The 25,697-nt window shown below is 66.2% G+C and carries 31 protein-coding genes; 19 read left to right on the top strand and 12 right to left on the bottom strand.

What is annotated here, in order from left to right; all coding sequences use genetic code 11:
• Both AC27VE_RS06585 and AC27VE_RS06580 read left to right on the top strand, forming a co-directional pair.
• On the top strand, positions 1-975 hold the full coding sequence (locus AC27VE_RS06585; RefSeq protein ID WP_280029629.1) for a Bug family tripartite tricarboxylate transporter substrate binding protein: 975 nt from the start codon (positions 1-3) through the stop codon (positions 973-975).
• Positions 972-1,484, top strand: a complete 513-nt coding sequence (locus tag AC27VE_RS06580; RefSeq protein WP_488703363.1) for a GAF domain-containing protein — start codon at positions 972-974, stop codon at positions 1,482-1,484. Before AC27VE_RS06585 ends, AC27VE_RS06580 begins: the two co-directional genes overlap by 4 nt.
• Positions 1,485-1,528: 44 nt before the next feature.
• Here AC27VE_RS06580 and phnE read toward each other — a convergent pair whose 3' ends face one another.
• From phnE to phnC, 3 genes are all read right to left on the bottom strand, one after another.
• Positions 1,529-2,323: a phosphonate ABC transporter, permease protein PhnE gene (gene phnE / locus AC27VE_RS06575; RefSeq protein ID WP_006222771.1), complete on the bottom strand. Its 795-nt coding sequence runs from the start codon at positions 2,321-2,323 to the stop codon at positions 1,529-1,531.
• 81 nt (positions 2,324-2,404) lie between these two features.
• Entirely contained in the window at positions 2,405-3,388 is a 984-nt protein-coding gene (gene phnD / locus AC27VE_RS06570; protein ID WP_006222770.1) for a phosphonate ABC transporter substrate-binding protein, read from the bottom strand.
• A 59-nt stretch (positions 3,389-3,447) separates the two neighbouring features.
• A complete protein-coding gene (phnC, locus tag AC27VE_RS06565) occupies positions 3,448-4,290 on the bottom strand; it encodes a phosphonate ABC transporter ATP-binding protein (RefSeq protein WP_488703362.1) in 843 nt (280 codons plus the stop codon).
• Positions 4,291-4,497: 207 nt separating this feature from the next.
• On the opposite strand from phnC, the gene AC27VE_RS06560 reads away from it, so the two are divergent.
• The 5 genes from AC27VE_RS06560 (at position 4,498) to AC27VE_RS06540 (ending at position 7,080) form a co-directional block, all read left to right on the top strand.
• Positions 4,498-4,929 carry a GFA family protein gene (locus tag AC27VE_RS06560; protein WP_006222768.1) on the top strand — a complete coding sequence of 144 codons (432 nt, stop codon included), beginning with the start codon at positions 4,498-4,500 and terminating at the stop codon, positions 4,927-4,929.
• A gap of 52 nt (positions 4,930-4,981) precedes the next feature.
• Positions 4,982-5,347 (top strand): ArsR/SmtB family transcription factor, encoded by a 366-nt coding sequence (locus AC27VE_RS06555; protein WP_006222767.1) that lies wholly within the window; start codon positions 4,982-4,984, stop codon positions 5,345-5,347.
• On the top strand, positions 5,340-5,879 hold the full coding sequence (locus tag AC27VE_RS06550) for an SRPBCC family protein (RefSeq protein ID WP_006222766.1): 540 nt from the start codon (positions 5,340-5,342) through the stop codon (positions 5,877-5,879). The genes AC27VE_RS06555 and AC27VE_RS06550 overlap by 8 nt, the downstream gene beginning before the upstream one ends.
• Before the next feature lie 492 nt (positions 5,880-6,371).
• On the top strand, positions 6,372-6,635 hold the full coding sequence (infA, locus tag AC27VE_RS06545; RefSeq protein ID WP_006221179.1) for a translation initiation factor IF-1: 264 nt from the start codon (positions 6,372-6,374) through the stop codon (positions 6,633-6,635).
• Between the two features lie 157 nt (positions 6,636-6,792).
• On the top strand, positions 6,793-7,080 hold the full coding sequence (locus tag AC27VE_RS06540) for a hypothetical protein (protein ID WP_006222765.1): 288 nt from the start codon (positions 6,793-6,795) through the stop codon (positions 7,078-7,080).
• A gap of 3 nt (positions 7,081-7,083) precedes the next feature.
• Here AC27VE_RS06540 and AC27VE_RS06535 read toward each other — a convergent pair whose 3' ends face one another.
• The 3 genes from AC27VE_RS06535 to mog all read right to left on the bottom strand — a co-directional run bounded on the left by AC27VE_RS06535 (position 7,084) and on the right by mog (position 8,994).
• Positions 7,084-7,953, bottom strand: a complete 870-nt coding sequence (locus AC27VE_RS06535) for a peptidoglycan DD-metalloendopeptidase family protein (RefSeq protein ID WP_427957527.1) — start codon at positions 7,951-7,953, stop codon at positions 7,084-7,086.
• Positions 7,954-7,958: 5 nt separating this feature from the next.
• Positions 7,959-8,297: a hypothetical protein gene (locus AC27VE_RS06530; RefSeq protein WP_006222763.1), complete on the bottom strand. Its 339-nt coding sequence runs from the start codon at positions 8,295-8,297 to the stop codon at positions 7,959-7,961.
• A 64-nt stretch (positions 8,298-8,361) separates the two neighbouring features.
• Complete coding sequence (gene mog / locus AC27VE_RS06525; RefSeq protein ID WP_006222762.1) at positions 8,362-8,994, bottom strand: molybdopterin adenylyltransferase; 633 nt, start codon at positions 8,992-8,994, stop codon at positions 8,362-8,364.
• Between the two features lie 284 nt (positions 8,995-9,278).
• On the opposite strand from mog, the gene AC27VE_RS06520 reads away from it, so the two are divergent.
• From AC27VE_RS06520 to AC27VE_RS06505, 4 genes are all read left to right on the top strand, one after another.
• Positions 9,279-10,403: a D-alanyl-lipoteichoic acid biosynthesis protein DltD gene (locus AC27VE_RS06520; protein WP_488703361.1), complete on the top strand. Its 1,125-nt coding sequence runs from the start codon at positions 9,279-9,281 to the stop codon at positions 10,401-10,403.
• Positions 10,404-10,431: 28 nt separating this feature from the next.
• The gene (locus AC27VE_RS06515) at positions 10,432-10,557 is read left to right on the top strand and encodes a hypothetical protein (RefSeq protein WP_006222760.1); all 126 of its coding nucleotides are present in this window, start codon (positions 10,432-10,434) and stop codon (positions 10,555-10,557) included.
• 105 nt (positions 10,558-10,662) lie between these two features.
• Positions 10,663-12,138: an inorganic phosphate transporter gene (locus AC27VE_RS06510; RefSeq protein ID WP_006222759.1), complete on the top strand. Its 1,476-nt coding sequence runs from the start codon at positions 10,663-10,665 to the stop codon at positions 12,136-12,138.
• Positions 12,139-12,240: 102 nt separating this feature from the next.
• Positions 12,241-12,897, top strand: a complete 657-nt coding sequence (locus tag AC27VE_RS06505; protein ID WP_488703360.1) for a DsbA family protein — start codon at positions 12,241-12,243, stop codon at positions 12,895-12,897.
• Between the two features lie 25 nt (positions 12,898-12,922).
• Here AC27VE_RS06505 and AC27VE_RS06500 read toward each other — a convergent pair whose 3' ends face one another.
• The 5 genes from AC27VE_RS06500 to AC27VE_RS06480 all read right to left on the bottom strand — a co-directional run bounded on the left by AC27VE_RS06500 (position 12,923) and on the right by AC27VE_RS06480 (position 15,975).
• Positions 12,923-13,537 (bottom strand): glutathione S-transferase family protein, encoded by a 615-nt coding sequence (locus tag AC27VE_RS06500; protein WP_006222757.1) that lies wholly within the window; start codon positions 13,535-13,537, stop codon positions 12,923-12,925.
• 42 nt (positions 13,538-13,579) lie between these two features.
• Entirely contained in the window at positions 13,580-13,927 is a 348-nt protein-coding gene (locus AC27VE_RS06495) for an AzlD domain-containing protein (RefSeq protein ID WP_006222756.1), read from the bottom strand.
• Positions 13,924-14,637: an AzlC family ABC transporter permease gene (locus AC27VE_RS06490; protein WP_006222755.1), complete on the bottom strand. Its 714-nt coding sequence runs from the start codon at positions 14,635-14,637 to the stop codon at positions 13,924-13,926. Before AC27VE_RS06490 ends, AC27VE_RS06495 begins: the two co-directional genes overlap by 4 nt.
• Positions 14,638-14,713: 76 nt before the next feature.
• Positions 14,714-15,031: a chaperone modulator CbpM gene (locus tag AC27VE_RS06485; RefSeq protein WP_088591133.1), complete on the bottom strand. Its 318-nt coding sequence runs from the start codon at positions 15,029-15,031 to the stop codon at positions 14,714-14,716.
• Positions 15,032-15,033: 2 nt separating this feature from the next.
• On the bottom strand, positions 15,034-15,975 hold the full coding sequence (locus AC27VE_RS06480) for a DnaJ C-terminal domain-containing protein (RefSeq protein ID WP_488703405.1): 942 nt from the start codon (positions 15,973-15,975) through the stop codon (positions 15,034-15,036).
• A 200-nt stretch (positions 15,976-16,175) separates the two neighbouring features.
• On the opposite strand from AC27VE_RS06480, the gene AC27VE_RS06475 reads away from it, so the two are divergent.
• From AC27VE_RS06475 to fabI, 8 genes are all read left to right on the top strand, one after another.
• Positions 16,176-16,661 carry a GNAT family N-acetyltransferase gene (locus AC27VE_RS06475; RefSeq protein WP_006222751.1) on the top strand — a complete coding sequence of 162 codons (486 nt, stop codon included), beginning with the start codon at positions 16,176-16,178 and terminating at the stop codon, positions 16,659-16,661.
• Positions 16,662-16,733: 72 nt separating this feature from the next.
• Positions 16,734-17,063, top strand: coding sequence for a DHCW motif cupin fold protein (locus AC27VE_RS06470; RefSeq protein WP_488703359.1), 330 nt, complete (start codon positions 16,734-16,736; stop codon positions 17,061-17,063).
• Between the two features lie 116 nt (positions 17,064-17,179).
• The gene (gene yfcF / locus AC27VE_RS06465) at positions 17,180-17,815 is read left to right on the top strand and encodes a glutathione transferase (RefSeq protein WP_088591135.1); all 636 of its coding nucleotides are present in this window, start codon (positions 17,180-17,182) and stop codon (positions 17,813-17,815) included.
• A 16-nt stretch (positions 17,816-17,831) separates the two neighbouring features.
• Entirely contained in the window at positions 17,832-18,233 is a 402-nt protein-coding gene (locus tag AC27VE_RS06460) for a VOC family protein (protein ID WP_488703358.1), read from the top strand.
• A 205-nt stretch (positions 18,234-18,438) separates the two neighbouring features.
• On the top strand, positions 18,439-21,009 hold the full coding sequence (locus AC27VE_RS06455) for a DUF3141 domain-containing protein (RefSeq protein ID WP_488703357.1): 2,571 nt from the start codon (positions 18,439-18,441) through the stop codon (positions 21,007-21,009).
• Entirely contained in the window at positions 21,006-21,950 is a 945-nt protein-coding gene (locus AC27VE_RS06450; protein ID WP_488703356.1) for a phosphate acetyltransferase, read from the top strand. Before AC27VE_RS06455 ends, AC27VE_RS06450 begins: the two co-directional genes overlap by 4 nt.
• 32 nt (positions 21,951-21,982) lie before the next feature.
• Positions 21,983-23,167: an acetate/propionate family kinase gene (locus AC27VE_RS06445; protein ID WP_006222745.1), complete on the top strand. Its 1,185-nt coding sequence runs from the start codon at positions 21,983-21,985 to the stop codon at positions 23,165-23,167.
• Positions 23,164-23,937: an enoyl-ACP reductase FabI gene (gene fabI, locus AC27VE_RS06440; RefSeq protein ID WP_427957103.1), complete on the top strand. Its 774-nt coding sequence runs from the start codon at positions 23,164-23,166 to the stop codon at positions 23,935-23,937. The genes AC27VE_RS06445 and fabI overlap by 4 nt, the downstream gene beginning before the upstream one ends.
• A gap of 17 nt (positions 23,938-23,954) precedes the next feature.
• Here fabI and AC27VE_RS06435 read toward each other — a convergent pair whose 3' ends face one another.
• A complete protein-coding gene (locus AC27VE_RS06435; RefSeq protein ID WP_488703355.1) occupies positions 23,955-25,643 on the bottom strand; it encodes a SulP family inorganic anion transporter in 1,689 nt (562 codons plus the stop codon).
• Positions 25,644-25,697 lie beyond the last annotated feature (54 nt).

Below are 25,697 nucleotides of genomic sequence, written 5' to 3'. Positions count from 1 at the left end.
ATGACACTGCGATTCAAACGACTGTTGCGCGCATGCGCGTTCGGCCTGGCGCTGGCCGCGCCCGCGCTGTCCCAGGCAGCCTGGCCGGAAAAGCCCATCACGCTGATCGTGCCGTGGGCCGCGGGCGGCTCCACCGACATCCTGGCGCGCGTGCTGTCCGAAGGGCTGACCCAGTCGCTGGGCCAGTCCGTCATCGTCGAGAACCGCTCGGGCGCTTCAGGTAACATCGGCACGACCTTCGTGGCCCGCGCCAAGCCCGACGGCTACACGCTGCTGGTGGGCTCGATGAGCACCCACACCATGAACCAGGCGCTGTACTCCAACATGCCGTTCGACGGCGTGAAGGACTTCACGCCCATCGCTGAACTGGCGCTGGTGACCAACACGATGGTGGTCCACCCGTCGGTGCCCGCCACCAACCTGAAGGAATTCATCGCCTACGTGAAAGAGCGCCCGGATACGGTCGCCTACGCGTCCGCGGGCCAAGGCTCCACCAACCACCTGAGCGCCGCGCTGTTCGAGAAAGCCGCCGGTGTGAAGATGATGCACATCCCCTATCGCGGCGGCGCACCGGCCGTGCTGGACACGGTGGCCGGCCGCACGCAGGTGCTGTTCAGCGCCGGCACGCAGACGCTGCCGCACGTGCAAACGGGCAAGCTGAAACTGCTGGCCGTCACCGAGGAAAAGCGCTCGCCGCTCCTGCCCGACGTGCCTACGGTCGCCGAAACACTGCCGGGTTATGAGCTGTCGGTCTGGTACGGCGCGTTCGGCCCCGCCGGCATGCCGCCCGAACTGACCGCGCGCCTGAACCGCGAGATCAACCTGATCCTCAAGCGCCCCGACGTCATCAAGAAGATGGGCGACATGGGCGTGCTGCTGACCGAGACCACGCCGGAGCAATTCGGCCAGATCCTGACGCGCGACGCCGACAAGTACGGCAAGCTGATCAAGGAATTGGGGATCACCGCGGAATGATGGGCAACGCGACTTTGCAGCAACCCGCGCCGGCAGGCGTGCAGGCGGTCGCACGGGCTTATGCCACCGCCGACGCGGTCGCAGCCTTGCAGGCCATCGACGCCCACGCCCGTACCGCGCTCGGCCACGCCCTGTGCACCGTCAACCGCTACGACGCCGACGCCATGCGCGTCGTGCGCCTGTACAGCTCGAATCCGCAGGCCTATCCGCCGGGCGGCAGCAAGGACAAGAGCGGCACGCCCTGGGGCCGCCACGTCCTGCTTGAACACCGCGTGTTCGTGGGCGAAGGCGAAGCGGCGATACGCGAATTCTTCAACGACCACGACGCGATCCGAGAGCTGGGGTTGCAATCGGTGATCAACATCCCGGTTATCTACGGCGGCGAATGCCTGGGTACCGTCAACTTCCTGATGCCACGCGCCAAGGTCTCGGAAGCGGACATCGAGCACGCCCAACTGGCCGGCCTGCTGGCGCTGCCGGCGTTCCTGGCGCTGCGCGCCGCAAGCTAGCGCGCAGTGCGATACTGGCCCGCACCAGCGGCGGGCCAGTATCCCTAGATCAACGCCCGGCGTATGCGGGACGACAGCATGTCGATCACGACCACGAACGCCACGATGATGATCATCACCGCGCAGGTTTCGGCGTAACGGAAGCTGCGGATGATTTCCCACAGCACCGTGCCGATGCCGCCCGCGCCCACGATGCCCACCACCGAGGCCGAACGCACGTTCGATTCGAAGCGGTATAGCGAATACGAGATCCACAGCGGCAGCACTTGCGGGATGACGCCGTAGACGATTTCTTCCAGCGCGTTCGCGCCCGTGGCCCGCACGCCCTCGACCGGACGCGGGTCGATGGCTTCAACCGCTTCCGAAAACAGCTTGGCCAGCACGCCCGTCGTGTGGACCCACAAGGCCAGCACGCCTGCAAAGGGGCCCAGGCCCACGGCGACGATGAACAGCATCGCGAACACCATCTCGTTGATGGCGCGGCAGGCGTCCATCAGGCGGCGCATCGGCTGGTAGACCCAGGCCGGCACCATGTTCGACGAGCACAGCAGGCCCAGCGGCACGGCCACCACGATGGCGAGGAACGTGCCCCACACGGCGATCTGTACCGTCACGATCATTTCGTCCAGGTACATGCGCCAGTCGCGGAAATTGGGCGGGAAGAAGTCGGCGGCGAACTGGGCCATGTTGCCCGAGTCGCGCAGCAGATCCAGGGGCCGCATGTCCGCGCCTCGCCACGACATGACAAGCAGCGCAAGCACGACGGCCCAGACAAGAAGGACCGGCAGCGACGAACGCGGCGCGGCAGGCAGGCGGGAGGGATGGGTGGCTAGGTTCATGGAGAAAGGCGATCCGCTGGAGGGCATTCGGAGGTCAGGCGCCGGCGCGTCAGGCGACGCGCCGGCGTGTTGCGGCAAGGCTTACTGCTTGGCGGAGGCGGGCTGGCCCAGGCTGGCCAGCTTGCCGTCCAGTTCCGACAGTTGCTTCTGCTTTTCAGCCTGGCCCAGCGTGCTGTCGGCTTCGACCTTGGCCTTTTCACGGGCCAGTTCGATCTGGCGGATCGGCACGAGCTGCTGGTTGTCGGACGCGCGGAAGCCTTGATACGTCAGCGCCTTCAGGTTGGCCATTTCGCGCTCGGCGTCCTTGCCCTTGCCGTAGTTAACGAAGAAGTCGCGAATGCGGCCCTTCAGGTCGGCAGGCAGGTCCGTGCGCATGACAAGCGGATCCGCCGGGATCAGCGGCGACTTCCACAGCACGCGCACGCTGTCGTTGGCATCCTTGCCGGTGTTCAGGCGATAGCGTTCCAGCGCCTCGGTGTTGTTGACGGCGACATCCACCTGCTTGTTGATGACCGACAGCAGATTGGCTTCGTGGTTGCTGGCGCGTACCGTCTTGAAGAAGGTCTTGGGTTCGATCTTGTTGGCGGCCCACAGGTAGTAGCCGGGCACCGCGGTGCCGGACGTGGAGTTGGGGTCGCCCGCGCCGTAGCTCAGTTTGCCGCCGTTCTTCAACACGTCGTCCAGCGTCTTCAGGTTGCTGTCCTTGTTGACGATCAGGAGCGACCAGTAGCCGGGGTTGCCATCCTTGTCGATCACCGAGGCGAACACCTCGCCCTTGGCGCGGTCCACGGCTTCAATGGCCGACTTGTTGCCGAACCAGCCCAACTGCACCTTGTTGAAGCGCATGCCTTCGATGATGCCGGCGTAGTCCGACGCGAAGAAGGGCTTGACCGGCACGCCGATGGCGCGGCTCAGGTCGTCGATGACGGGCTGCCAGACGGACTTCAGGTTGGTCGACGACTCGGTCGAGATGATGCCGAAGTTCAACGTCTTGGCGTCTTGCGCGTAGGCCTGCGTGGACAACGCGGCGGCGGCGATCAGGGTGACGAAGGTTCTGCGTAGCATGGATGACTCCGGGGATATGTAGGGGCAGAGAGGTCGGGACAATGAAGGCGCAGGCGGGCTCAGGCCGCCTGCGCCAGCTGGGACAGCGGCGCCAGGCCCGGCATGGACGGCGCATGGGACGAATATTCGGGAAGCAGCTCGCTCAGTTCGGAGCCGTACAGGTCGCGCAGCATTTCCGGGGTGAGGTCGGCGGCGCGGCCGTCATAGACCACCTTGCCGTGGCGCAGCGCCACCACGCGGGGGCAATAGCGCAGCGCCACGTCGACCTGGTGCAGCGACACCACCACGGCCACTTTGCGGCTGCGGTTGATCTGGGCCAGCGTGCCCATGACGCGGCGCGACGACTCCGGGTCCAGCGACGCGATGGGTTCGTCGGCCAGGATCACGCGGGCGTTCTGCACCAGCGTGCGGGCAATCGCCGCGCGCTGCTGCTGGCCACCCGAAAGCGTGGACGCGCGCTGAAATGCATAGTCGTCTATACCAACCTGGGCAAGCGCTTCCAGGCCCTGGCGTACTTCGGCGCGCAGGAACCAGCGGGTCAGGCTGCGCCACAGCGGCACGCGCGGCAGCATGCCGGTCAGGACATTAGTGATGACCGGCAGGCGGCCCACCAGATTGAATTGCTGGAACACGAAACCGATGCCGGCGCGCGCGGCGCGCACATTGCGGCTCAAGCGGCCGTTCTGCTGGATCTGCTGGCCATTGACCTTGACGCTGCCCTGTCCCGCGTCGCCGGTGACAAAGCCCGCCAGGTGGCGCAGCAGCGTGGATTTGCCCGAGCCGGATGCGCCCAGCAAAGCCACCATTTCCCCGTCGGCCACTTGCAGGCTGACGTTGTCCAGCGCCTTGGCGCCGGCCTGGAACGTCTTGCTCAAGTTGTGCACTTCGATGGCGTACGTCATCGTCTGATCCCCTTGTCTGTGGTCATTGCGGCATTCTGTTTTCGCCGCATGACAGCGCGATGACCTGGGGATCGAATCATTTGCCGGAAAATAAGGGGTCAGCAACAGACTGAAAGACCTCCGTCATAAATGGCCCGGCGCGCGCATTGCGTGGCCTTGCAGCGCGGGTATATTCGAATTGTTCTCCCCACTTGCCTGGCGCTCATCATGATCAAAGGTTCCTGCCTGTGCGGCCGCGTTGCTTACGAGATCAACGGCCCTCTCACCGACGCCCTGAATTGCCATTGCGTCATGTGCCGCAAGTCCCACGGCGCCGCCTTCCGCAGCCGAGCGTCGGTTCAAGCCTCCGATTTCCAATGGACGAAGGGCGAGAACCACGTCACCTGGTATGCCTCGTCGCCTGGCAACTACCGCGGCTTCTGCGAGGCCTGCGGCACGCCGCTGCTCAGCCGCTTCGACCAGACGCCGGATACCTACGGCCTGCCCCTGGGCGCGCTGGACGACGATCCGGGCGTCAAGCCCACCGCGCATTGCCACGTGGCCGACAAGGCGCCCTGGTTCGACATCACGGACGGCTTGCCGCAGTACCCCCATGAATTCCAGGGGGTAGGCGAAGCCAGCAAAGAGGCCGTTACATAAAAACTCAACCGAGTGGTTGAATATCTCCAGACGCCGGTCTATATTCAACCTTATGGTTGAACTTATCCCCGCTCCCGCTCTGGATGCCGTCTTTCGCGCGCTGGCCGATCCCACGCGCCGCGACATGCTGCGCAGCCTGGCGCAAGGGGATCAGACCATTGGAGAGCTGGCGGCCCCCCTGCGCATGAGTTTTGCCGGCGCCTCCAAGCATGTGCAGGCCCTGGAACGCGCCGGCCTGATCCGGCGCACCATCCATGGCCGCACCCATGTGTGCAGCCTGAATCCCGAACCCATGGCCGAGGCCATGGAGTGGCTGCGTTTCTATGAACAGTTCTGGGCGGGCAGACTGGATGCGCTGGCCTCTGCACTGGCGTCCCATCCCGCCCCGCCCCCGTCCCTAGGAGAGCAACATGAGTGATCACGGCGTCGTCCTGGATCCCACGACCCTGCGTTTTACCCGCCAGCTTCCCGCCAGCGTGGAAACCGTATGGGCGTTCCTGACCGAATCCGAAAAGCGGGGCCGCTGGCTGGCCACCGGTGACATGGAACTGCGCGAAGGCGGCGGCGTGACCCTGCGTTTCGTGCACGCCAACCTGTCGTCGGTCGCCGAACCCACGCCGGAACCCTATAAAGCTTACGAGAACGGCGTCACGACCCATGGCATCGTCACCCGCTGCGAGCCGCCCCGGCTGCTGGCATTCACCTGGGGCGGATCCAAGGGGGAACCGTCGGAGGTCACGTTCGAACTGTCGCCCCAAGGCGAGGGCACGCTGCTGGTGCTGACGCACCGCAAGCTGAACTCGCGCGACGACATGGTCGATGTGGCGGGCGGCTGGCACACCCATCTGGGCGTGCTCTCGGCCAAGCTCGAGGGGCGCGAACCCGGCCCGTTCTGGTCGGCGCACCACCGTTGGGAAGCCGACTACCAGGCGCGCGTCCCCGGGGCCTAGAGTCGTTCAGTAGCAACTATCACGGCGCAGCGGCAGATAAATACTGGCTAATCGCTGCGCTTTGCAGTAACATAAGTCCGTGATTTTTCCGCAAAAAACCGGGCTTCGGTCACTCTGCGTGCCAACCTGTATCCCTTCGGGTCACCCCCAAGATACTCAGGCTGCCCCCGGTTTGGTTGAGATTATTACGAACGGCGCTGCTACATTCTTGTGCCGTCCGGCGTTGCAACAATCGCCCCCACCCGCTTTCTCCGGCGCTGTGCGCTTGCACGGTGCCGCGACCAAGCCGCGCACCGCGCGCATATTGCCCACGCTGCGCGAGTATCCGTCATTTCAGACATCCACTAGGGATGCCGTGGCCCTTACCCGCGCTTGCCCGAACGTTTTACGTTCAAACCGCTGGACCTGGTTATTTGAGTCCAACGCGCTTGCCGCCTCGCGCGGCGCGTCATGCCGCCGGCCTGGCTGCGCGTATTGATCAAGGAGTAGAGAATGGCTAAAGAAGAACTCATCGAATTGGATGGCATCGTTGACGAAGTGCTGCCCGATAGCCGCTACCGCGTCAAACTGGACAACGGCATCGAAGTCGGCGCCTACGCCTCCGGCCGCATCCGCAAGCACCGTATCCGCATCCTGGCAGGCGATCGCGTCACCCTGGAAATGTCGCCCTACGACCTGACCAAGGGCCGCATCAACTTCCGTCACAAGGACGAACGCGCTCCCGCGCCCCATCGTCCCCAGCAGTACCGCCGTTAAGCCAGGGCTCCAGGGCCGGCCTGAGGCCGGCTCCCTGCCCCTGTTTCGCGTGGGCTTAAGCCCGAACCGCGATATGCCGTAATGCGTTGAACGTCTGTTCGTGAAAGAATGGCGCGCTTGCCAGGCGCAATGTCTGGCGGGATACGCATGAAGCAAGATGGATCTAAAAGAAGAGTTGCAAGCCGCCGCCGACCAGCTTTCCCTGGCGCGAAGAAAATTCGTGAAAGGGGAGGAAGGCCTGCGTCTGCTCAACCAGTCGCGCGAAGGGTTCATCAACAGCCTTCGCAATACCGGCCTGACCTACGCCGAAGCCAAGATCAAGTACGACAACTGCCTGGATGAGCAGCAAGCCCAGCAACACCATGTGCGCCAGCAGATGGAGTATGCCGAGCGCATGCACCAGTTCGTGTTGAACAAGATCGCCCAGCAGACCGCCACGGCCTGACGATCAGGGCTTGAACGCCCCGATGAAGATGGCGGGGTCGACCCGCGCATCGTTCAGGCTGACGTTCCAGTGCAAGTGCGGCCCGGTTGCCCGGCCTGTCGCCCCCACCTTCCCCACCACTCCGCCTCGCGGCACCTCGTCGCCGACTTTCACGTCAATGGCCGACATGTGGCAGAACATGCTGACAAAGCCCTGCCCGTGGTCGACGAAGACCGTCTTGCCATTGAAGAAGTAATCCCCCACCAGCACGACCACGCCTGCGGCCGGCGCCTTGATCGGCGTGCCCGCCGGTACCGCGAAGTCCAGGCCCGAATGCGGATTGCGTTCCTGCCCGTTGAAGAAGCGCCGCAAGCCGAATGGACTGGACAGCCGGCCACCGTTGACCGGACGGTCCAGCAGCAGGTTGCTGGGCGTGACGCCGGCCCGGTAGGTCCGGTTGGCCGCGCTTTGCTCGGCCATCTCGCGTTCGATGCGCTTCATGTCGTCCGGGTTGGGATCGACCTGGCGCGGGTTCTTCAAGGTGATGTGCTGCGCCACGTATTCCTTGGCGCCCACCTTGAAGGGCAGCTTGCGCTGGCCCTTTGCGTCGCTGATTACCACCTGCTGTTCGCCGGGCTTCACGCTGAGCGGAATCCCGACCACGGCGATCCACTGCTTGCCCTCTTCCCGCACGACCAGCACGCGCCGGTCCAGGAAGCTCACCTCGGGCGCGCGCTCGGCGTCCCCCAGGCCCAGGACGGCTACGCCGCCGGGCACCGGCGCATTCAGCTTGCGGGAAATAAAGCCTTGCTGGGCTTGCGCGCGCACGGGCAACCCGATGCTAACGGCGGCGGCGGCCAGACCGGCCCGCAAGACGTCGCGGCGATTGAACATGGCGCTTACAGGCACAGGTTCGCCGGTTCGATAATCGTTTGGTCGCGGCGGGCGATGCGCGTCGACAGGCGGGTTTCGGTCTTGCCCTTCCAGGTCGTGGTCGTCAGCACGGCCTCAACGCCCAGGCTGTCTTCCTGGACCAGTTCGAATCCGTTGCGCACGGCGTTCTGCTTGAAGTTGACGCCCTGGCTCTTCCAGGCGCTGGCCACACACGCGGTGTAGTCCTCTGCCGTGCGCTGGGTCGAACCGTAGAAGACGGGGTCGCGCTGGCGCACGTCTTTGACATTGGCGCAGGCCGTCAACGCGGCCAGGACGGTAAGGGACAGGGCGAAACGAACCTTCATGACGGTAAGACTCTCAAGCAGGAGGGGTGGACAGGGGCGGCCAAAACTATAACGCAGCAGCCGTTCAGGACTGGGCCGCGCGGCGGGCCGATTTGGGGCGGAACGCGTCGATGACGCCGGGCTGGGTCTCGGCGTAAGGACCGCCGATCAGGTCGATGCAATAGGGAATGGCGGCGAAGATACCCGGTACCAGCACGCCGCCGTCTTCACCCTTGAGCCCTTCCAGCGTCTCGCGTATGGACTTGGGCTGGCCAGGAAGGTTCACGATCAGGGCGGCGTGCGACGGGGTTTCGCGGATGACGGCGACTTGCCGCGACAGGATGGCGGTGGGCACGAAACGCAGGCTGATCTGGCGCATCTGTTCGCCGAAACCGGGCATTTCCTTGGTAGCAACGGCGAGCGTAGCCTCGGGGGTAACGTCGCGCCTGGCGGGGCCGGTGCCGCCGGTCGTCAGCACCAGGTCGCAACCGCAGACGTCCACCAGTTCGATCAGCGTCTCGGAAATACGCGCGGACTCGTCCGGAATCAGGCGGTCCACCGCCTGCCAGGGCGAGGCCAGCGCGGACCCCAGCCATTCACGCAGCGCGGGCAGGCCCTGGTCTTGGTAAGTGCCGGAGGAGGCGCGGTCAGACACGGACACCAGGCCGATGATCAGTTCGTCGGGATGGCGGCGGGCGATTCGGGTCGTGGCGGTCATGGGCGGCAGCGTCTTGGAAGGTGAGGAAAAGGCGGGCTCGGCGCCAAAGGACGGCGCATGGCGCGGTCAATCATGGAAATCCAGAAGAACCGCGCGATGTCGATGCTATCGCATTCTTTCCCAGGAGGAAGCGCGCTCTCCTTCCGGGCCAGCCCGCTTCCGGCTGTCGCAAAAATGCGAATTGGCCCTGCCCCCGGTTTCCCGCGCTTGTTTCGGTCATACGCGCTGGATAACATCCGCTAACAATCTAATCCGATATCGCGTCCGGCCTCCCCGCCCCATCCATGTTCACACGCACTCTACGGCAGCACGCGCTGGCTGCGGCGCTGGCCCTGTCCGCTGCCGCCGCTTGCGGCTGGTGGGCCTGGCACTCCCTGGCGCTGAAAACCGAACCCGTGCCCGCGGCGGCCCCGGGGATCTACATCCCGAACCTGGGCAACACCCTGCAGGAACAGACGCGCAACCTGTCGCGGATGAGCCAGGCGCTGCGCACGGGCGACCGGCTGGTGATCCTGGGGTCGTCTGAACTCACCAGCAACGATCTGCGCTTCGTGCCGTACCGCTATCTGGCCGACGAGCTGCAAATGCCCGTGCTGGCTTATGGCCATTCGGGCTTCCAGTCCCTGGGCATGCAACTGGTGCTGGCCGCGCTGGCCGATGATCTGTCATCCGCCTCCCGCGTGGTCGTGATGCTGTCGCCCGGGTGGTTCGACGGCGACGGCGGCTTGGGCGCGGACGAATTCAAGGAACACGCCAACCCGCTGCTGCCTCGCCTGCTCAAGCAGCCCGAAGGCCGGGCGGAGCTCGCGCGCTGGCTGCGCGACAAGGGGGACGCCCGTGTGGCCTGGTCCATGGTGGCCGAGCAGGCCTACGTGTTCCGCCAGCGCCTGGTGGACCTGTGGGCGCCCGCCTATGCGGCTCCTGTGCCCGAACGCGAACGCGAAGGGCCGGCCGCGGCCGCCCGCGTGGTGGACTGGGATGCGCTGGCCAGCCAGGCCCAGGAAGCCGAACAGAGCCAGATGGGCGGCAACCGCTACGCGGTCCGCGACGAATTCTTCAATAAATACCTGCGCTCGATTCCCGAGGGCGGCAAGACCGCCTATCAGCCCCAGCCGCTGACCGGCCGCGACGAACTGCGGGAATTGACGGCCCTGATGGCGCTGCTGCGCCAGCACGACGTGAATGCGCTGTTCGTGATGCAGCCGCTGCACCCGATGGTCTTCAAGGACCTGGCCCGCTTCGAACCGATCCAGCGCGACGTGGCGGCGCTGTGCCAACGCTACGCGATGACCTGCATGGACATGTACAGCGCCCCCTTTGAAGTCGGCATGCTGCGCGACGTGCAGCACCTGGGCGAACTGGGGTGGCTGCGGGTCAACCAGAAGATCGCGCAGGTATTCCGTCCATGAGAGGCGCCGGCAAATGGAACGAACCCAAATGAAACGAACCCTTTGGCTGTGCCTGCTGTACCTGGGCGTCCTGGCGGTGATGTTGATCCAGGCCGATACGTCGGCCAATCTGGGCAAGCCCATGGAAATCGAGTTCCAGTACTCGAAGTTCTGAAACCGGCGGTTCCGGCGGGACGGCGGTGGTTTTCCGACGCAACCAGGGTCAGGTCACAAATCTGCAATAATCGGCACCTCTCGCCGGAACCTCGCCCCCGCCTCCATGTTCGACCTCTTCCATGGCCTAGATCTCTGGGTCGGCCTCAGTCTTGTGCTGGCCCTGACATTCGTCCTGGCCTTCGAATTCATCAACGGCTTTCACGACACGGCAAACGCCGTGGCCACGGTCATCTACACCAAGGCCATGCCGCCGCATCTGGCGGTGGTGCTGTCGGGCATCTTCAACTTCCTGGGCGTGTTGCTGGGCGGTGTGGGCGTGGCCTACGCCATCGTCCACCTGCTGCCGGTGGAACTGCTGATCAACGTGGATACGGGCCGCGGGCTGGCCATGGTGTTCGCCATGCTGGCCGCCGCCATCGCCTGGAACCTGGGCACCTGGTATTTCGGCATCCCCGCCTCCAGCTCGCACACCCTGATCGGCTCGATCCTGGGTGTGGGCCTGGCCAATGCGCTGATCACCGACCTGCCGCTGGCCGATGGCGTCAACTGGGGCAAGGCCGTCGATATCGGCCTGTCGCTGGTGGCCTCGCCGGTCGCCGGATTCCTGGTCGCGGGCGGATTGCTGCTGCTGCTCAAGCGCTGGCTGCCGCTATCCAAGATGCACAAGACGCCGGATCAGCGCCGCGCGATCGACAACAAGAAGCACCCGCCGTTCTGGAACCGCCTGGTGCTGGTGCTGTCGGCCATGGGCGTGAGCTTCGTGCACGGGTCCAATGACGGCCAGAAGGGCATCGGCCTGATCATGCTGGTGCTGATCGGCATCGTGCCGGCCAACTTCGTGCTGGACACGACCAGCACCACCTACCAGATCGAACGCACCCGCGACGCGGCCAACCACCTGAGCGTGTTCTACCAGCGCAACGAAGCCATGCTGGGCGACTTCCTGGCGCTCAAGCGTTCGGACGCCAACACCGAGCTGCCGCGCAATTTCCGCTGCGACCCGGAATTGACCATGCCGACCATCGCCGCGCTGCAAACCGACCTGGCCGGCGTCAGCAACTACGCCGACCTGTCCGCCGAAAAACGCATCGACGTGCGCCGCTACCTGCTGTGCCTGGACGACACGGCCAAGAAGGTCTCGCGCATCGAAGGTCTGCCCGCCCGCGAACGCGCCGACCTGCAACGCCTGCGCGCCGACCTGACCGCCACCACCGAATACGCGCCCTTCTGGGTGATCGTGGCCGTGGCCCTGGCGCTGGGCGCGGGCACCATGGTCGGCTGGCGCCGCGTGGTGCTGACGGTGGGCGAAAAAATCGGCAAGCAGGGCATGACGTACGCCCAGGGCATGTCGGCACAGGTGACGGCGGTGGCCGCCATCGGTCTGGCCAACGTGTTCAGCCTGCCCGTGTCCACCACCCACGTGCTGTCCTCCGGCGTGGCCGGCACGATGATCGCCAACAAGACCGGGTTGCAAGGCAACACGGTGCGCAACATCCTGCTGGCCTGGGTGCTGACCTTGCCCGCGTCGATGGCGCTGGCGGCCGGCCTGTTCTGGATCGGCGTGCAGATCACCGGCTGACCGCAAGCCACCGGGCCGTGCAGGCAATCTGCACGGCCCGCGCAACACTCTGGCTACCGCGCCAGGCTGTTTCCCGCCCCGGCCCGCGTCTACCATGGCGCCATGGCTACTCAGACCCCCACCCTGCATTACATTTTCGATCCGCTTTGCGGCTGGTGCTATGGCGCCGCGCCGCTGGTGGACGCCGCCCGCGGCATCGCGGGCCTGACCGTGGCCGCCCACGGCGGCGGCATGATGACCGGCAGCAACCGCCAGCCCGTCACCGACGCACTGCGCCGCTACGTGATGCCGCATGACGAGCGCATTGCCGGCCTGACCGGCCAGGACTTCGGCAAGGATTACTTCGACGGCCTGCTGCGTGACACGGACGCCGTGTTCGATTCCGAACCGCCCACCACCGCCGTCCTGGCCGCCGACACGCTGGCCGGCCGCGGGCTGGACCTGCTCAAGCGCCTGCAGTACGCGCATTACGTCCAGGGCCTGCGCATCGCCGACCCCGACGTGATCAAGGCCCTGGCCCGCGAGATCGGCCTGGACGGGGACGCCTTCGACGCCGCCTACACGGCCGCGCAGGGTGCCCCGACCGCCGCCTACATCGCCGATAGCCGCACGCTGCTGGCCCGGGTCGGAGGTACGGGCTTTCCGACGCTGGCGCTGGAACTCAAGGGCGCCTATACGCTGCTGGAACCCAGCCGCTACCTGGGCCGGCCGGCCCAGTGGCAGGCGGACCTGCGCGAGCGCATCCAGGGCCAGGCCTGAACCCTGCCCTGCGGGGCGGACACCGTCAGCCCTCGTCGATGTCGCCGTCCCGCTGCAAGGCCCGGTGCATCGCGGGGCGATTGCCCAGCCGCTCCACATAGGCGCCGAACACGGGCGATTCCGGAATCACCTTTACCTGCATCATGTATTGCAGGGAACCGCCCAGCACAATGTCCACCGCTGAAAAGTGGCTGCCCAGGAAATAAGGGCGCGCTTGCAGGACCCGGGTCAGCACCTGTTCGACCTCGTCGGCCGAGCCCCAGCCGGGCGCGCCCCCTTCATGGGGCCGTTTGAATGCGCGTTCGACCATGGCGGGTTCGAATACGCCCGTGGAGTAGGACAGCCAGGTCAGGTAGGGACCGCGGTCCGCGTCGCCCACGAGCGGGCCCAGCCCCTTTTCCGGGAACAGGTCCGTCAGGTACAGCGCGATGGCCGGCGTCTCGAACACCGGCACGCCGTCGTGCACCAGCGCCGGCACCTTGCGATGCGGATGAATGTCGATGTAGTCCGCGGGCATGTGGCCCGCGCTGTCGGTGCCGCGGATGGACACCATTTCGGTGTCGTACGGCACCCCAAGTTCCTCAAGCAACCACAGGACCCTGAACGACCGCGAACGCGGCGCATGGTAGAGCGTAAGCATGATCGGCCTCCTTGGGAGTCCGATCATTTTGCCTGGGCAGCCTTAACCCGCCAAGGCCAGCAACACCCCGTATCCGCCCATGCCCAGCAACACGGCCACGCCGGTATTGCTGACCAGCCGCGCGGCCACGCCCGTGACGACCAGGCCACCCACGTAGGGAGCAATGCGGGCGGCTTGCGTACCCGCGTCCAGCAAGTCCGGCACGATGACGGCCGCCGCGATGCCCGCCAGCAGGCTGGGGCCCAGGGCGGCCAGCGCCGAGCCTTCGCGCGACAGGTGCCGCAGCAAGCGGCTGCGTTCGGACAGCATGAAGGGCAGCGCACGCGTCAGGTAGGTGATCACAGCCATCGCGATCACCGCGCCCCAGAAACCCAGGCCATCGGCGTTCATGCGGACCTCTTCAGACGATAGGCGGCGCAGCCGATGACCGCGCCGATCAGGATGGCCAGGCTGGTATGCCCCATGGCGGCCACCACGCCGGCGCCCGCCACCGCGGCGATGACGGGCAGGCCCATGCCGCGCTTGGCGCTTTGGCACACCAGCGCCATGAACAGCGCCGGCAACGCGAACCGCATCACCTGAGACAGCATCGGGTAATGGCGTTCCAGCCCGTCGCCCGCATAGACGCCGACGGCCGTCCCGGCGATCCAGGTCAGCCAGGCGCCCAGCCCCAGCGCGATCATCCAGCCCTGGCGATTCCCGGCAGGCACGCTTTGCAGGCGGTTGAACGCGGTGGCGAAGACTTCATCGGTCAAGAGGAAGGCGACCTTCAGGCGGTCGCGCAGCGCCGCCGGCAGGAAGCGGGACAGCAAGGGGCCGTACAGCAGATGGCGCGCGTTCAAGAGGGAACACAGCGCCACCACCCACAACCAGGGCGTGCCGGCCTTGATCGACGCCAGCAGCAGGAACTGGCTGGCGCCGGCGTAGACAAACACGGAGATCAGGATCACTTGCAGCGGGGTCAAGCCTGCCGCGACGCCGGCGATGCCGAACGTCACCGCCACCGGAAAGTAGCCGATCATGACCGGCAGGCAGGATTTGAGCCCATCGATGCGCGCGCTGCCCGCCAGGGCATGCGCGGGGGAGGAAGACGTCTCCAAGGTGCTTTTCGCTTGTTTGTTGTGGCAAGGCAAGCGTGTAGTTTACCCACCCTGTTTCCCCCGGGACGGGGCCCTGTCAGGGTTCTGGCGCGCCCAGCGCCCGCAAGTGCGCTTTCAGGCGCCGCACCTCCTGGCTCAGGTCCAGGATCAGCGCCACGGCATCCAGGCTGGCGCCGAAATCGTGCTCCAGCCGGCGCGCATGCAGCGCACGCTGCAGGTCCACGCTGTAGAAGCACCAGTGCTCGGGCTGCGGGCCGCTGGCGTTGACGATGCCCACTTCGACCAACTGGGCGACCCATTCCACTTCCGCGCCGCAGGCGCGGGCCAGGTCGTCCGCGCTGAGCGGCTGCGATTTGCCCACGACGGTGGCGCTGGTGATGACAAGCTTCTTCATGGTCAGACCCCCAAGTGACGCCGCGGGTTGAAAGGCACGTCCTGCTGCAGCTTGCGGTAGGCCGCGCGCGCAGCCTCACTATCGGCCGGCGGCAGCACAAGGTCCAGCACCAGGTACAGGTCCCCCGGCGGATCACCGGGTATGCCGCGACCGCGCAACCGCAGCTTGCGTCCGTTGCCGGAACCGGCCGGGATCGACACCTCGACCGTGCCGCCCGGCGTGGGCGTATCCACCTGCGCGCCCAGCGCGGCTTCCCACGGGGCGACGGGCAGCGTCATATAAAGGTCGCGGCCTTCGGCCCGGTAGCGCGGGTGCGGCTTGAAGCGCACCTCCAGGTACAGGTCGCCGTTTTCGCCGCCGCCGTAGCCGGGCATGCCCTGCCCGGCCAGACGGATGTACTGGCCTTCGCGCACGCCCGGAGGAATGCGCACGCTGAGCGTGCGGGTTTTCATGTGGGGATGGCCCTGGTCGTCCATCTCCATCGATCTCAGGCTGATGTCGCGCGTGGCGCCCTTGAGCGCATCTTCCAGGTCCACTTCGATGGCGGCGTGGTGATCGTCGCCACGCGCGCGGAAGTCCTGCTGACGCGCCCCGCCCCGCTGGCCGCGGCCGCCGAACAGCGACGAAAAGAACTCGCTGAACTGGGCCTCGTCGCCCGGCGCCGCGCCCCGGTGGAATTCGAAGCCTTCGTCCCAGCCGGGCGGCGGCTGGAAGCCGCCATCGGACGACACGCCGGCCGCCAGATTGTCATAGGCCTGACGCTTTTCCTTGTCGCGCAAGACGTCATAGGCTTCATTGACGTCGCGCATGCGGGCCTCGGCGTCGCTTTCCTTGCTGACGTCGGGATGATATTTGCGAGCGAGCTTTCGGTAAGCGCGCCGGATCTCGTCTTCGGTGGCGCCGCGTTCCACCCCGAGAGTGCTGTAGTAGTCCTTGAACTCCATATTCCAGCTCACCTTAAAGGTTTCGGCCGCGTCGGGCGGTGCCGCATCCGGCCTTGAATATCAACAAGATAGGGGTTACGGACCGATTTTTCAATGCGCAAAATCAGGCGGCGGCAAGCGTGCATAATGGTCGGTTGCCCCGTCATCCGAGGGCATGGCCGGCGACCCGCGCTGGCCAGGATCAGCCACAGGAACCGATCGTGCTGGAAATCATCGACGTCGACTTCTCCAATCCGGAACATGGCCGCCAGGTGCTGGCCATGCTGAACGAATACGCCAGCGGCCCCATGGGCGGCAATTCGCCCCTGCCCGACTACGCGCAGCAGAACCTGATCGCGGAATTGGCGCGCCGCCCGACGGCCCACGCCCTCTTGGCCCGCGTCGACGGGCAGCCCGCGGGCGTGGCGATCTATCTGGAAGGCTTCTCCACCTTTGCCTGCCGGCCGCTGATCAACCTGCACGATTTGGGCGTGTCGCCCCGCTTCCAGGGGCTGGGGGTGGGCAAGCAGCTGCTGGGCGCGCTGGAAGACCGGGCGCGCCAGATGGGCTGCTGCAAGATCACGCTGGAAGTGCTTGAAGGCAACGCCGTGGCCCAGGGGCTGTACCGCAAACTGGGCTTTGAGGGCTACGCGCTGGACGACACCACCGGCCGCGCGATGTTCTGGCAAAAGAAACTGGTAGCCTGAGTGGCGTAGTATCTGATTTTTACCGGACGGTATCCCCTCACCCGCCGTCCGGACCACACCGCAGGATTCACGATGAAGATGAGCAACATCCCCTTCGGCACCACGGACTGGTCCGAGGTGGAACGCACCGAACACGCTGGCGACACCGGCATGGCCTACTGGCGCACCCGCCAATTCGGCGACCTGCGGGTCCGCATGGTGGAATACACCGCCGGCTACCTGGCCGACCACTGGTGCAGCAAGGGCCACATCCTGTTCTGTCTCGAGGGCGAACTGCATACCGAGCTGGAAGACGGCCGGCAGTTCGTCCTGACCGCCGGCATGAGCTATCAGGTGGCTGACCAGGCCGAGCCCCACCGCTCGTCCACCACCAAGGGCGCCAAGCTCTTCATCGTCGACTGACGCGTCGGCGCGACACGCGAAATTGCAATTGCGTTACGCTTTGCAATTCATGCGGCGCGCCGCCACCCGTCGGATCCGCACCACTCACCACGACCCCGCCTGACCGGAGACAAGATTTGGGCGCCCCGATTACGCTTTACGTCGATTCCCTGTTTCTCAGCCCTTACGCCATGTCGGCCTATGTGGCGCTGACTGAAAAGAAATTGCCCTTCGAGGTGCGCCCGATCGATCTGGAAGCGGGCGAACAGCGGATGCAGCCGTACCAGTGCCGTGCGCTGACGGCGCGCGTGCCCGCGCTGACGCACGAGGGGTTCAACCTGACCGAATCCAGCGTCATCGCCGAATACCTGGAAGACGTGTTTCCTGCGCCCGAGCATGCCGCGCTGTATCCCCAGGCCATCCGCGAGCGCGCCCGCGCCCGCCAATTGCAGGCCTGGCTGCGCAGCGACCTGGGTGCGCTGCGTCAGGAGCGCCCCACCGAGACGGTGTTCTACGGCGCCGCCGGCCAACCGCTGTCCGACGCGGCGCACGCCGCCTCGGCCAAGCTGATCCAGGTGGCCAGCTACCTGATCGGGGTGGACCAGGCGTCCTTGTTCGACGAATGGTGCATCGCCGACATCGACCTGGCGGTCATGCTCAAGCGCCTGGCGCTGGATGACCTGCCCGACCCGCTGCGCGCCTACGCCGATGTCCAATGGCAGCGGCCATCCGTCCAGAAATGGCTGGAGCACAACGCCGCAGCACGCGCCTGACGCGTCCGGAGCCGCGATGCAATTGCTGGATCACGTCTCCATCGCGGTTTCCCATCTGGGCCACGCCCGGCCGTTCTATGACGCCGTCATGCAGGCGCTGGGCGCGGCCAAGGTCTATGACGAGGCCGACGCCATCGGCTATGGCGAACGCTGCGGCCCCGGCGACAGCCGACACACGTATGTCTCCATCCTGGCAACGCCCGGCTTGGCGCCGGACGCCGGCGCCAGGCGCCATTGGTGTTTCAAGGCTCCGGACCGCGCCGCGGTCGACGCCTTTCACGCAGCGGGCCTGGCCCACGGCGGCCGCGACGGGGGCGCCCCCGGGCTGCGCGCGCACTACCACCCACAGTATTACGCCGCCTTCCTGCTGGATCCCGACGGCAACCGCGTGGAAGCTGTCTGCCACGGCACGAATTGACGCATGCCGCGACGCAACGATCTTGCAAGATTGGCAACAAAGCTGAAAGAAGGGACAGTTAGCGCCCTAATTTGACCGGCATCAAACCCTTCCATGTTGCGACGCAGCATTCGATGCGGTGTAATGGGGAGGTCAACTCGGCCGGTTCCACTCGGGATCGGCCCGGCGGCCTTCCGCCGTCGGGAGCAACTTACAGGAGATCGCCATGGCCGGATCCGGCAACGATCGCGTCCCCACCCCGTCCTTCTTCAACCCCTGGACGGCCGCCTACGAATATGCCGTGGATGCCTGGCAGCGAGGCGTGCTCTACGCAGACGTGCTGCGCCAGCGCGGCAACCAGTACCACGAACACATGGCCAAGCGCGCCCCCAACGTGCTCAGCATGGAGTTCGAGCTGGTCCTGGATGGCCGCGAATTGCCGCGCCCCGTGAACTACGGGCTGTTGCGCATCAAGCCGCCGGCAGACGTGGAAACCGATCCGATCAAGCGCCCTTTCCTGGTGGTCGACCCGCGCGCGGGCCATGGCCCGGGTATCGGCGGCTTCAAGCCCGAAAGCGAAATCGGCGTGGCGGTGCGCGCCGGCCATCCCTGCTACTTCGCGACCTTCCTGCCCCAGCCCATGCCCGAGCAGACCGTCGAAGACGTGATGATGGCCGAAGCGCGCTTCCTGGAAGAAATCATCGCGCGGCACCCCGACGCGGAGGGCAAGCCGGTCGTGGTGGCCAACTGCCAGGCAGGCTGGCAGATCATGATGACCGCCGCCATTCGCCCTGAACTGTTCGGTCCCATCATCGTGGCAGGCGCCCCGCTGTCCTATTGGGCAGGCTGGCGCGGCATGAATCCGATGCGCTATGCCGGTGGCCTGCTGGGCGGCAGCTGGCTCACGGCGATGACCAGCGACCTGGGCAACGGCAAATTCGACGGCGCCTGGCTGGTGCAGAACTTCGAAAACCTGAATCCGGCCAACACCTTGTGGTCCAAGCAGTACAACCTGTACTCCAAGGTGGACACTGAAGCCGACCGCTACCTGAGCTTCGAGAAATGGTGGGGCGGCCACGTCTTCCTGAATGGCCCGGAAATCCAGTACATCGTGGACAACCTGTTCGTGGGCAACCGGCTAGCTACGGCCGGCCTCGTGACCTCCGACGGCATCCGCATCGACCTGCGCAACATCCGGTCGCCGATCGTGGTGTTCTGCTCGAAGGGCGACAACATCACGCCGCCGCCGCAGGCACTCGGCTGGATCCCCGACCTTTATCAGAACGAAGCCGAAGTGCTGGCGCACGGCCAGACCATCGTCTACGCCGTGCACGAAAGCATCGGCCACCTGGGCATCTTCGTGTCGGGCAGCGTGGCCCGCAAAGAGCACCAGGAATTCACGTCGAACATCGACATGATCGACGTGCTGCCCCCCGGCATCTACCAGGCCGAGATCGCCGACAAGACGCCCGATACCCCCAACGCGGATCTGGCTTTCGGCAACTACGTGCTGTCGTTCGAACAACGCAAGCTGGACGACGTGCGCGCCATCGTCGACCGCAAGGAAGAGGACGACCGCCGCTTCGCCGCCGTGGCCCGCATCTCGGACATCAACCTGGGCATGTACCGCAGCTTCATGCAGCCGTGGCTGCGCGCGCTGGTCACGCCGCAGTCCGCGGAATGGAGCCAGCGCCTGCATCCGCTGCGCTTGCCCTATGAACTGATTTCGGACCGCAACCCGATCATCGCCCCCATCGCCAAGATCGCCGAACAGGTACGCGAACAGCGCCAGCCGATCTCGCCTTCCAATCCTTTCCTGATGGCGCAGGAGATGTTCTCGAACTGGGTCGAGACCAGCCTGAACATCTGGCAGGAACTGCGCGACTCGGCCGACGAACGCACGTTCATGGGCGTCTACGGTTCGCCGCTGGTGCAGGACCTGGCCGGCCTGGGCGCGCAGTCCGGCCCCCCGCGCAAGCATCCGGGCGTATCGCCCGAACACCGCCGCTTCATGGAAGACCGTGCCGCCGAACTGCGTTCGATGGTGCAGGAAGGCGGCTTGCGCGTGGCAGCCATCCGCATGCTGCTGTACGTGTCCGGCGCCGAAGGCGGCCTGGATGAACGCAGCTTTGCGCTCATTCGCAAGATGCGCGCCGAATCCGACAACGCGCTGACCTTGCAGGAGTTCAAGGATCTGACCCGCGACCAGGCCCTGATCCTGACGCTGGATTCGGACGCCGCCCTGCTGGCCATGCCGCATCTGCTGGAAGGCTCACCGGCCCCGGCGATCCGCGACGCGCTGGAAACGATGAAGCGCGTGCTGGAAGCGGCCGAACCGCTCAGCCCGGCCGCCCGCGAAAGCCTGGACGAGATGGAACGCATCTTCGTGGCGGCAGAGCGCCGCGCGCAGAAGCGCAATCCGGCGTCGGCACCGGCCAAACTGCCGGCGCCGTCCATCGCCCCCGCGCCCTCCGTGCCCGCCTTGACACTGGTCAAGGCCGCCGCTGACGTGCCCGCCAAGAAGGCCCAACCGCACCCCGCCGCGGCGCAATCGGCGGCAGCGGAGGTTGCCGAAGACGCCGCGCCAAAGGCTGCCACCAAGGCCCCGGCAAAACGGACGGCCAAATCGGCAAGCAAGCCGGCGACGACGGCCGCGGCTAAAACCGCAACTAAGACTGCCACTAAGACCGCCACCAAGGCTGCCACTAAGACCGCGGCCAAGACCGCCACGGCATCCCCTGCGAAACGCGCCACCAAGACCGCAGCCCGTCAATCCGCCAAGGCCAAGACCGCATGACCCTGCCTACCTCGACGCATTACGACAAGCTCATCGCTCGCGCGCAGACGCTGGAACCGGCCTTCTGCGCCATCGCCCACCCGTGCGACGAGCCCTCGCTGTCGGCCGCGCTGGAAGCACGCGACCTGGGGCTGCTGCATCCCATCCTGGTGGGCCCGGAAAAGAAGATCCGCGACACGGCCGCCCAGTTCAAGCTGAACCTGGGCGATGCCCGCATCGTGGACGTGCCGCATAGCCATGCGGCCGCCGAGACCGCCGTGGCGCTGGTGCGCAACGGCGAGGCCACCCTGCTGATGAAGGGCAGCCTGCACACTGATGAACTGATGCACGAAGTTGTCGCGCGCACGACTGGCCTGCGCAGCGGCCGCCGCATCAGCCACGTGTTCATCATGGAAGTGCCCACCTATGCGGAGCCGCTCTTCATCACGGACGCCGCCATCAACATTTTCCCCGACCTGGAAACCAAGGCAGACATCATCCGCAACGTGATCGACCTGCATCACGGCTTGGGCCTGGGCGAACCGCGCGTGGCGATCCTGTCGGCCGTCGAGCAGGTCACGCCCAACATCCCCAGCACCATCGAAGCCGCCGCGCTGTGCAAGATGGCCGACCGCGGCCAGATCGCCGGCGGCCTGCTGGATGGCCCGCTGGCGTTGGACAACGCGATCAGTCCGGACGCCGCCCGCATCAAGGGCATCCGGTCCCCGGTGGCAGGCGTGGCCCAAGTGCTGGTGGTACCCGACCTGGAGGCTGGCAACATGCTGGCCAAGAACCTGACGTTCCTGGCCAACGCCGAAGCGGCCGGCATCGTGCTGGGCGCGCGCGTGCCCATCATCCTGACCAGCCGTGCCGACAGCCCGCGCTCGCGCCTGGCTTCCTGCGCGGTGGCGGCGATCTACGCCCACCACCTGAGCCAGCAAGCCGCCCGCCCGCTGGTGTAACGCACGCCACAACGCTACCGGATTCCAGAGCCATGAGCGACACCATCCTCGTCATCAACGCCGGCAGTTCCAGCATCAAGTTCTACCTGTACGACATCGACGACAAGCACGAGCTGGCGCCGCGCCTGGGCGGCCAGTTGGAAGGCATCGGCACCTCGCATCCGAAACTGCGGGTGCGCGACGCCGCCGGCAAAACCCTCGTGGAACGCGACATCGCACCGAGCCACGCGCCTGACGTCCCCAATGGGCAGGAAGTCGTCGGCACCTGGCTGAGCGGCCACCTGGGCGGCGCGCCGCTGGCGGTGGGGCACCGCGTCGTGCATGGCGGCCCCGACCTGTCCGAGCCCGTCCTGATCGACGACGCCATCCTCGCCAAGCTGGACACCTTCACGCCGCTTGCACCGCTGCACCAGCCCAACAACCTGGCGCCCATCCGCGTGATCCGCGAGCGACGCCCGTGGATTCCGCAGGTGGCCTGCTTCGACACGGCGTTCCACCGCAGCCACTCCGACGTGGCCGACCGCTACGCGCTGCCCGAATCGCTGTACCAGGAAGGCGTGCGCCGCTACGGCTTTCACGGCCTGTCCTACGAGTACATTGCGCAGCGCCTGCGCCAGGCCCTGCCCGAACTCGCAATGGGCAAGATCATCGCCGCGCACCTGGGCTCGGGGGTGTCCGCCTGCGCCATGCATGAAGGCAAGAGCGTCGACAGCACGATGGGATTCACCGCGCTGGAAGGCCTGCCCATGGGCACGCGGCCCGGCCGGCTGGATCCGGGCGTGGTGCTGTGGATGATGGAACGCGGCATGGACCACGACCAGATCGAGCACCTGCTGTATCACGACTGCGGCATGAAAGGCCTGTCCGGCATCAGCAACGACATGCGCGAGCTGCTGGCCAGCGATGCGCCATCGGCCCAGCTGGCGCTGAAGTATTTCGCCTGGCGCGTGGCCGAAGGCATGATCGGCCTGGGCTGCGCCATGAACGGCATCGACGGCATCGTTTTCACCGCCGGCGTCGGCGAGAATTCCGCCGACATCCGCCAGGCGGTGGCCGACCACTGGGGCTGGCTGGGCATCAAGCTGGACCCCGAACGCAACGCCCATCACGGGCCGCGCATCTCCAGCGACGACAGTCGCATCGGCGTATATGTGATCCGCACGAACGAAGAACTGATCATCGCCCAGCACACACTGGCGCTGGTGCGTCAACGATGAGCGCGCACCTTCCGCTGGCCGGCAAGCGCGGGCTCGTCACCGGCATCGCCAACGCGGATTCCATCGCCTGGGGATGCGCCAAGGCCTTTCGCGCCATGGGCGCCGAACTGGCCGTGACCTACCTGAACGACAAGGCCCTGCCGCACGTGGAGCCTTTGGCGCGGCAGGTGGACGCCTCGCTGCTGATGCCCTTGAACCTGCTGAACGAAGGCGAACTGGAAGCCGTGTTCGATCGCGTCACGCAAGCATGGGGCGGGCTGGACTTCGTGCTGCATTCGATTGCGTTCGCGCCGCGCGACGACCTGCATGGCCGCGTGACGGACTGCTCGCGCGCGGGCTTTCTGCAAGCGATGGACGTGTCCTGCTGGTCGTTCATCCGCATGGCGAAACTGGCCGAGCCGCTGATGCCCCAGGGCGGCGCCCTCTTCTGCATGAGCTACTACGGTTCGCAGATGGTGGTGGAGCACTACAACATGATGGGGCCGGTCAAGGCCGCCCTGGAATCCGCCACCCGCTATCTGGCCGCCGAACTGGGCCCGCAAGGCATCCGCGTGCATGCCATCTCGCCCGGGCCGCTGAAAACGCGCGCCGCCTCCGGCATCGCCGAATTCGACGCGCTGCTGGACCGCGCCCAATCCAAAGCGCCGGCGCGCAGCCTGGTGTCGATCGACGATGTAGGTGAAGCCACCGCCTGGCTGGCCACCGACGCCGCCCGGCTCATGACCGGGCAGACGCTATACATCGACGGCGGCTATCACATCATCGACTAAGGGCGGAACAATACGCCCTAGGCCAGCGTGGCCGGCGCTCCCTGGCGCCAGCGCTCGACGGCTTCCACCGCCTGTTCGGGGCTGCCGAAAATCTTGTCGCGGCCGATCTTCTTGACGAGCCCCGAACGTTCCAGCGCCATGCGGAACTGGCCGTGGCCGCCCGCGACCAGCAACGTGATGCCGCGATCGTCCAATTCACGCTTGAGCTCGTACAGCGCTTCGACCGCATCGGCGTCGGCCTGCGTCATTGCTTCGGCGTCCAGCACGAACCATTGCACGTCCTTCGCCTGGTTCATGACCTCGCGGGCGCGGCGGCGAAAGGCGTCGGCATTGAAGAACCAGACCGACGATTCGAACAGCCAGACGACGATGCCCGGCACGGGCTGCGCATCGGGATTCAGGTGCAGCTTGCCCAGCACTGATTCCCCCGGCAGCCGGCCCAGCAGCGCATCGCGCGGGTTGCCCGACACGTACATGGCGTACAGCAGCGTCGCGCCCACCGACACGGCCACACCCTGCAGCACGCCGAACCCCACCACGCCCACCGCGGCCAGAATCCCGAACGCCAGTTCGATCCGTGAAATGCGCGCCAGCCGCATGAAGGCCTTGGCGTCGAACAGGCTGGCGGCCGCCAGCAGCAGAATGGCCGACAGCACTGCCTGCGGCAGCCAGTACAAGGGCGCGCTCAGCAGCCCCACCACGATCGCCAGCGCGACCGCCGCGCTGACGCTGACCAGCGGCGATGAACCGCCGGCGACCAGCCCCACCGCGGTCCGCGAATCCGCGCCCGTCACGACAAAACCCTGGAACAGGCCCGCCGCCACGTTGGCCGCGCCAAAGCCGACCAGCTCGCGGTTGGGATCGACGTGTTCGCCCGTGCGCGCGGCGAAGCTGCGCGCGGTCACGATGCCGCTGGAAAAGCTCACCACCAGCACACCCGCCGCGCCGAGCAGGATGCTGTCCACCCCTTCCAGCCGCACGGGCAGACTGAGCCCCGGCAGGCCGGCCGGCACCTCGCCCACGACAGCGATGCCCAGATTGGGAAAATCGAAGATCCACGACAGCAGGCAACCGCCCACCACCAGCAGGATGGGGCCGGGCCAGGTGGGCCGCCAGCGCTTCACCGCCACCAGCAGCAAACATGAGGCCAACCCCAGGCACAGGGTCGGGATCTGGATTTCGGGAAGGCGGCGGCCGAGCTCCAGGAAAGGATGGATCAGCCCACTGTTGCGCAGCCCTACCCCGGTCAGCCCGCTCAATTGCGACAGCGCCAGCGTGATCGCCACGCCCGCCATGTAGCCGATCAGCACCGGCCGCGACAACAGATTGGCCAACACGCCCAGCCGCAGCACCCGGGCAATCAGGCACCCCACGCCCACCGTCAGCGCGATGCCCGTCGCGGCGACCAGCCGGTCTTCGGGCGAGGTCAGCGCCATGCCGGTCAGGGTGGCGGCGATCAGCGTGCACGTGGCCGTATCGGGCCCCACGATCAGCGTCCGCGACGAACCGAACAGTGCGTAGCCCAGCATGCCGGCAATGGCGGCCCACAGCCCCGCGACGGGCGGCACGCCCATCATTGCCGCATAGGCCAGGCCCACGGGCAAGGCCACCGCCGCCACGCTCAACCCGGCCAAGACGTCGCGCCGCGCCGACTCGCGGGTGATGCCGCGGAAATTACTCAGGCCAGGGAAAAGACGTAGATTCATGGTGCTGCAAATCGACCTGATAGAAGGATTTCCGCACTGTGCGGGAAGTCAGGC

The sequence above is a fragment of the Achromobacter sp. 18P8.1.1 genome, from assembly GCF_057799415.1.
This window is presented reverse-complemented; position numbering and strand designations above follow the sequence as displayed.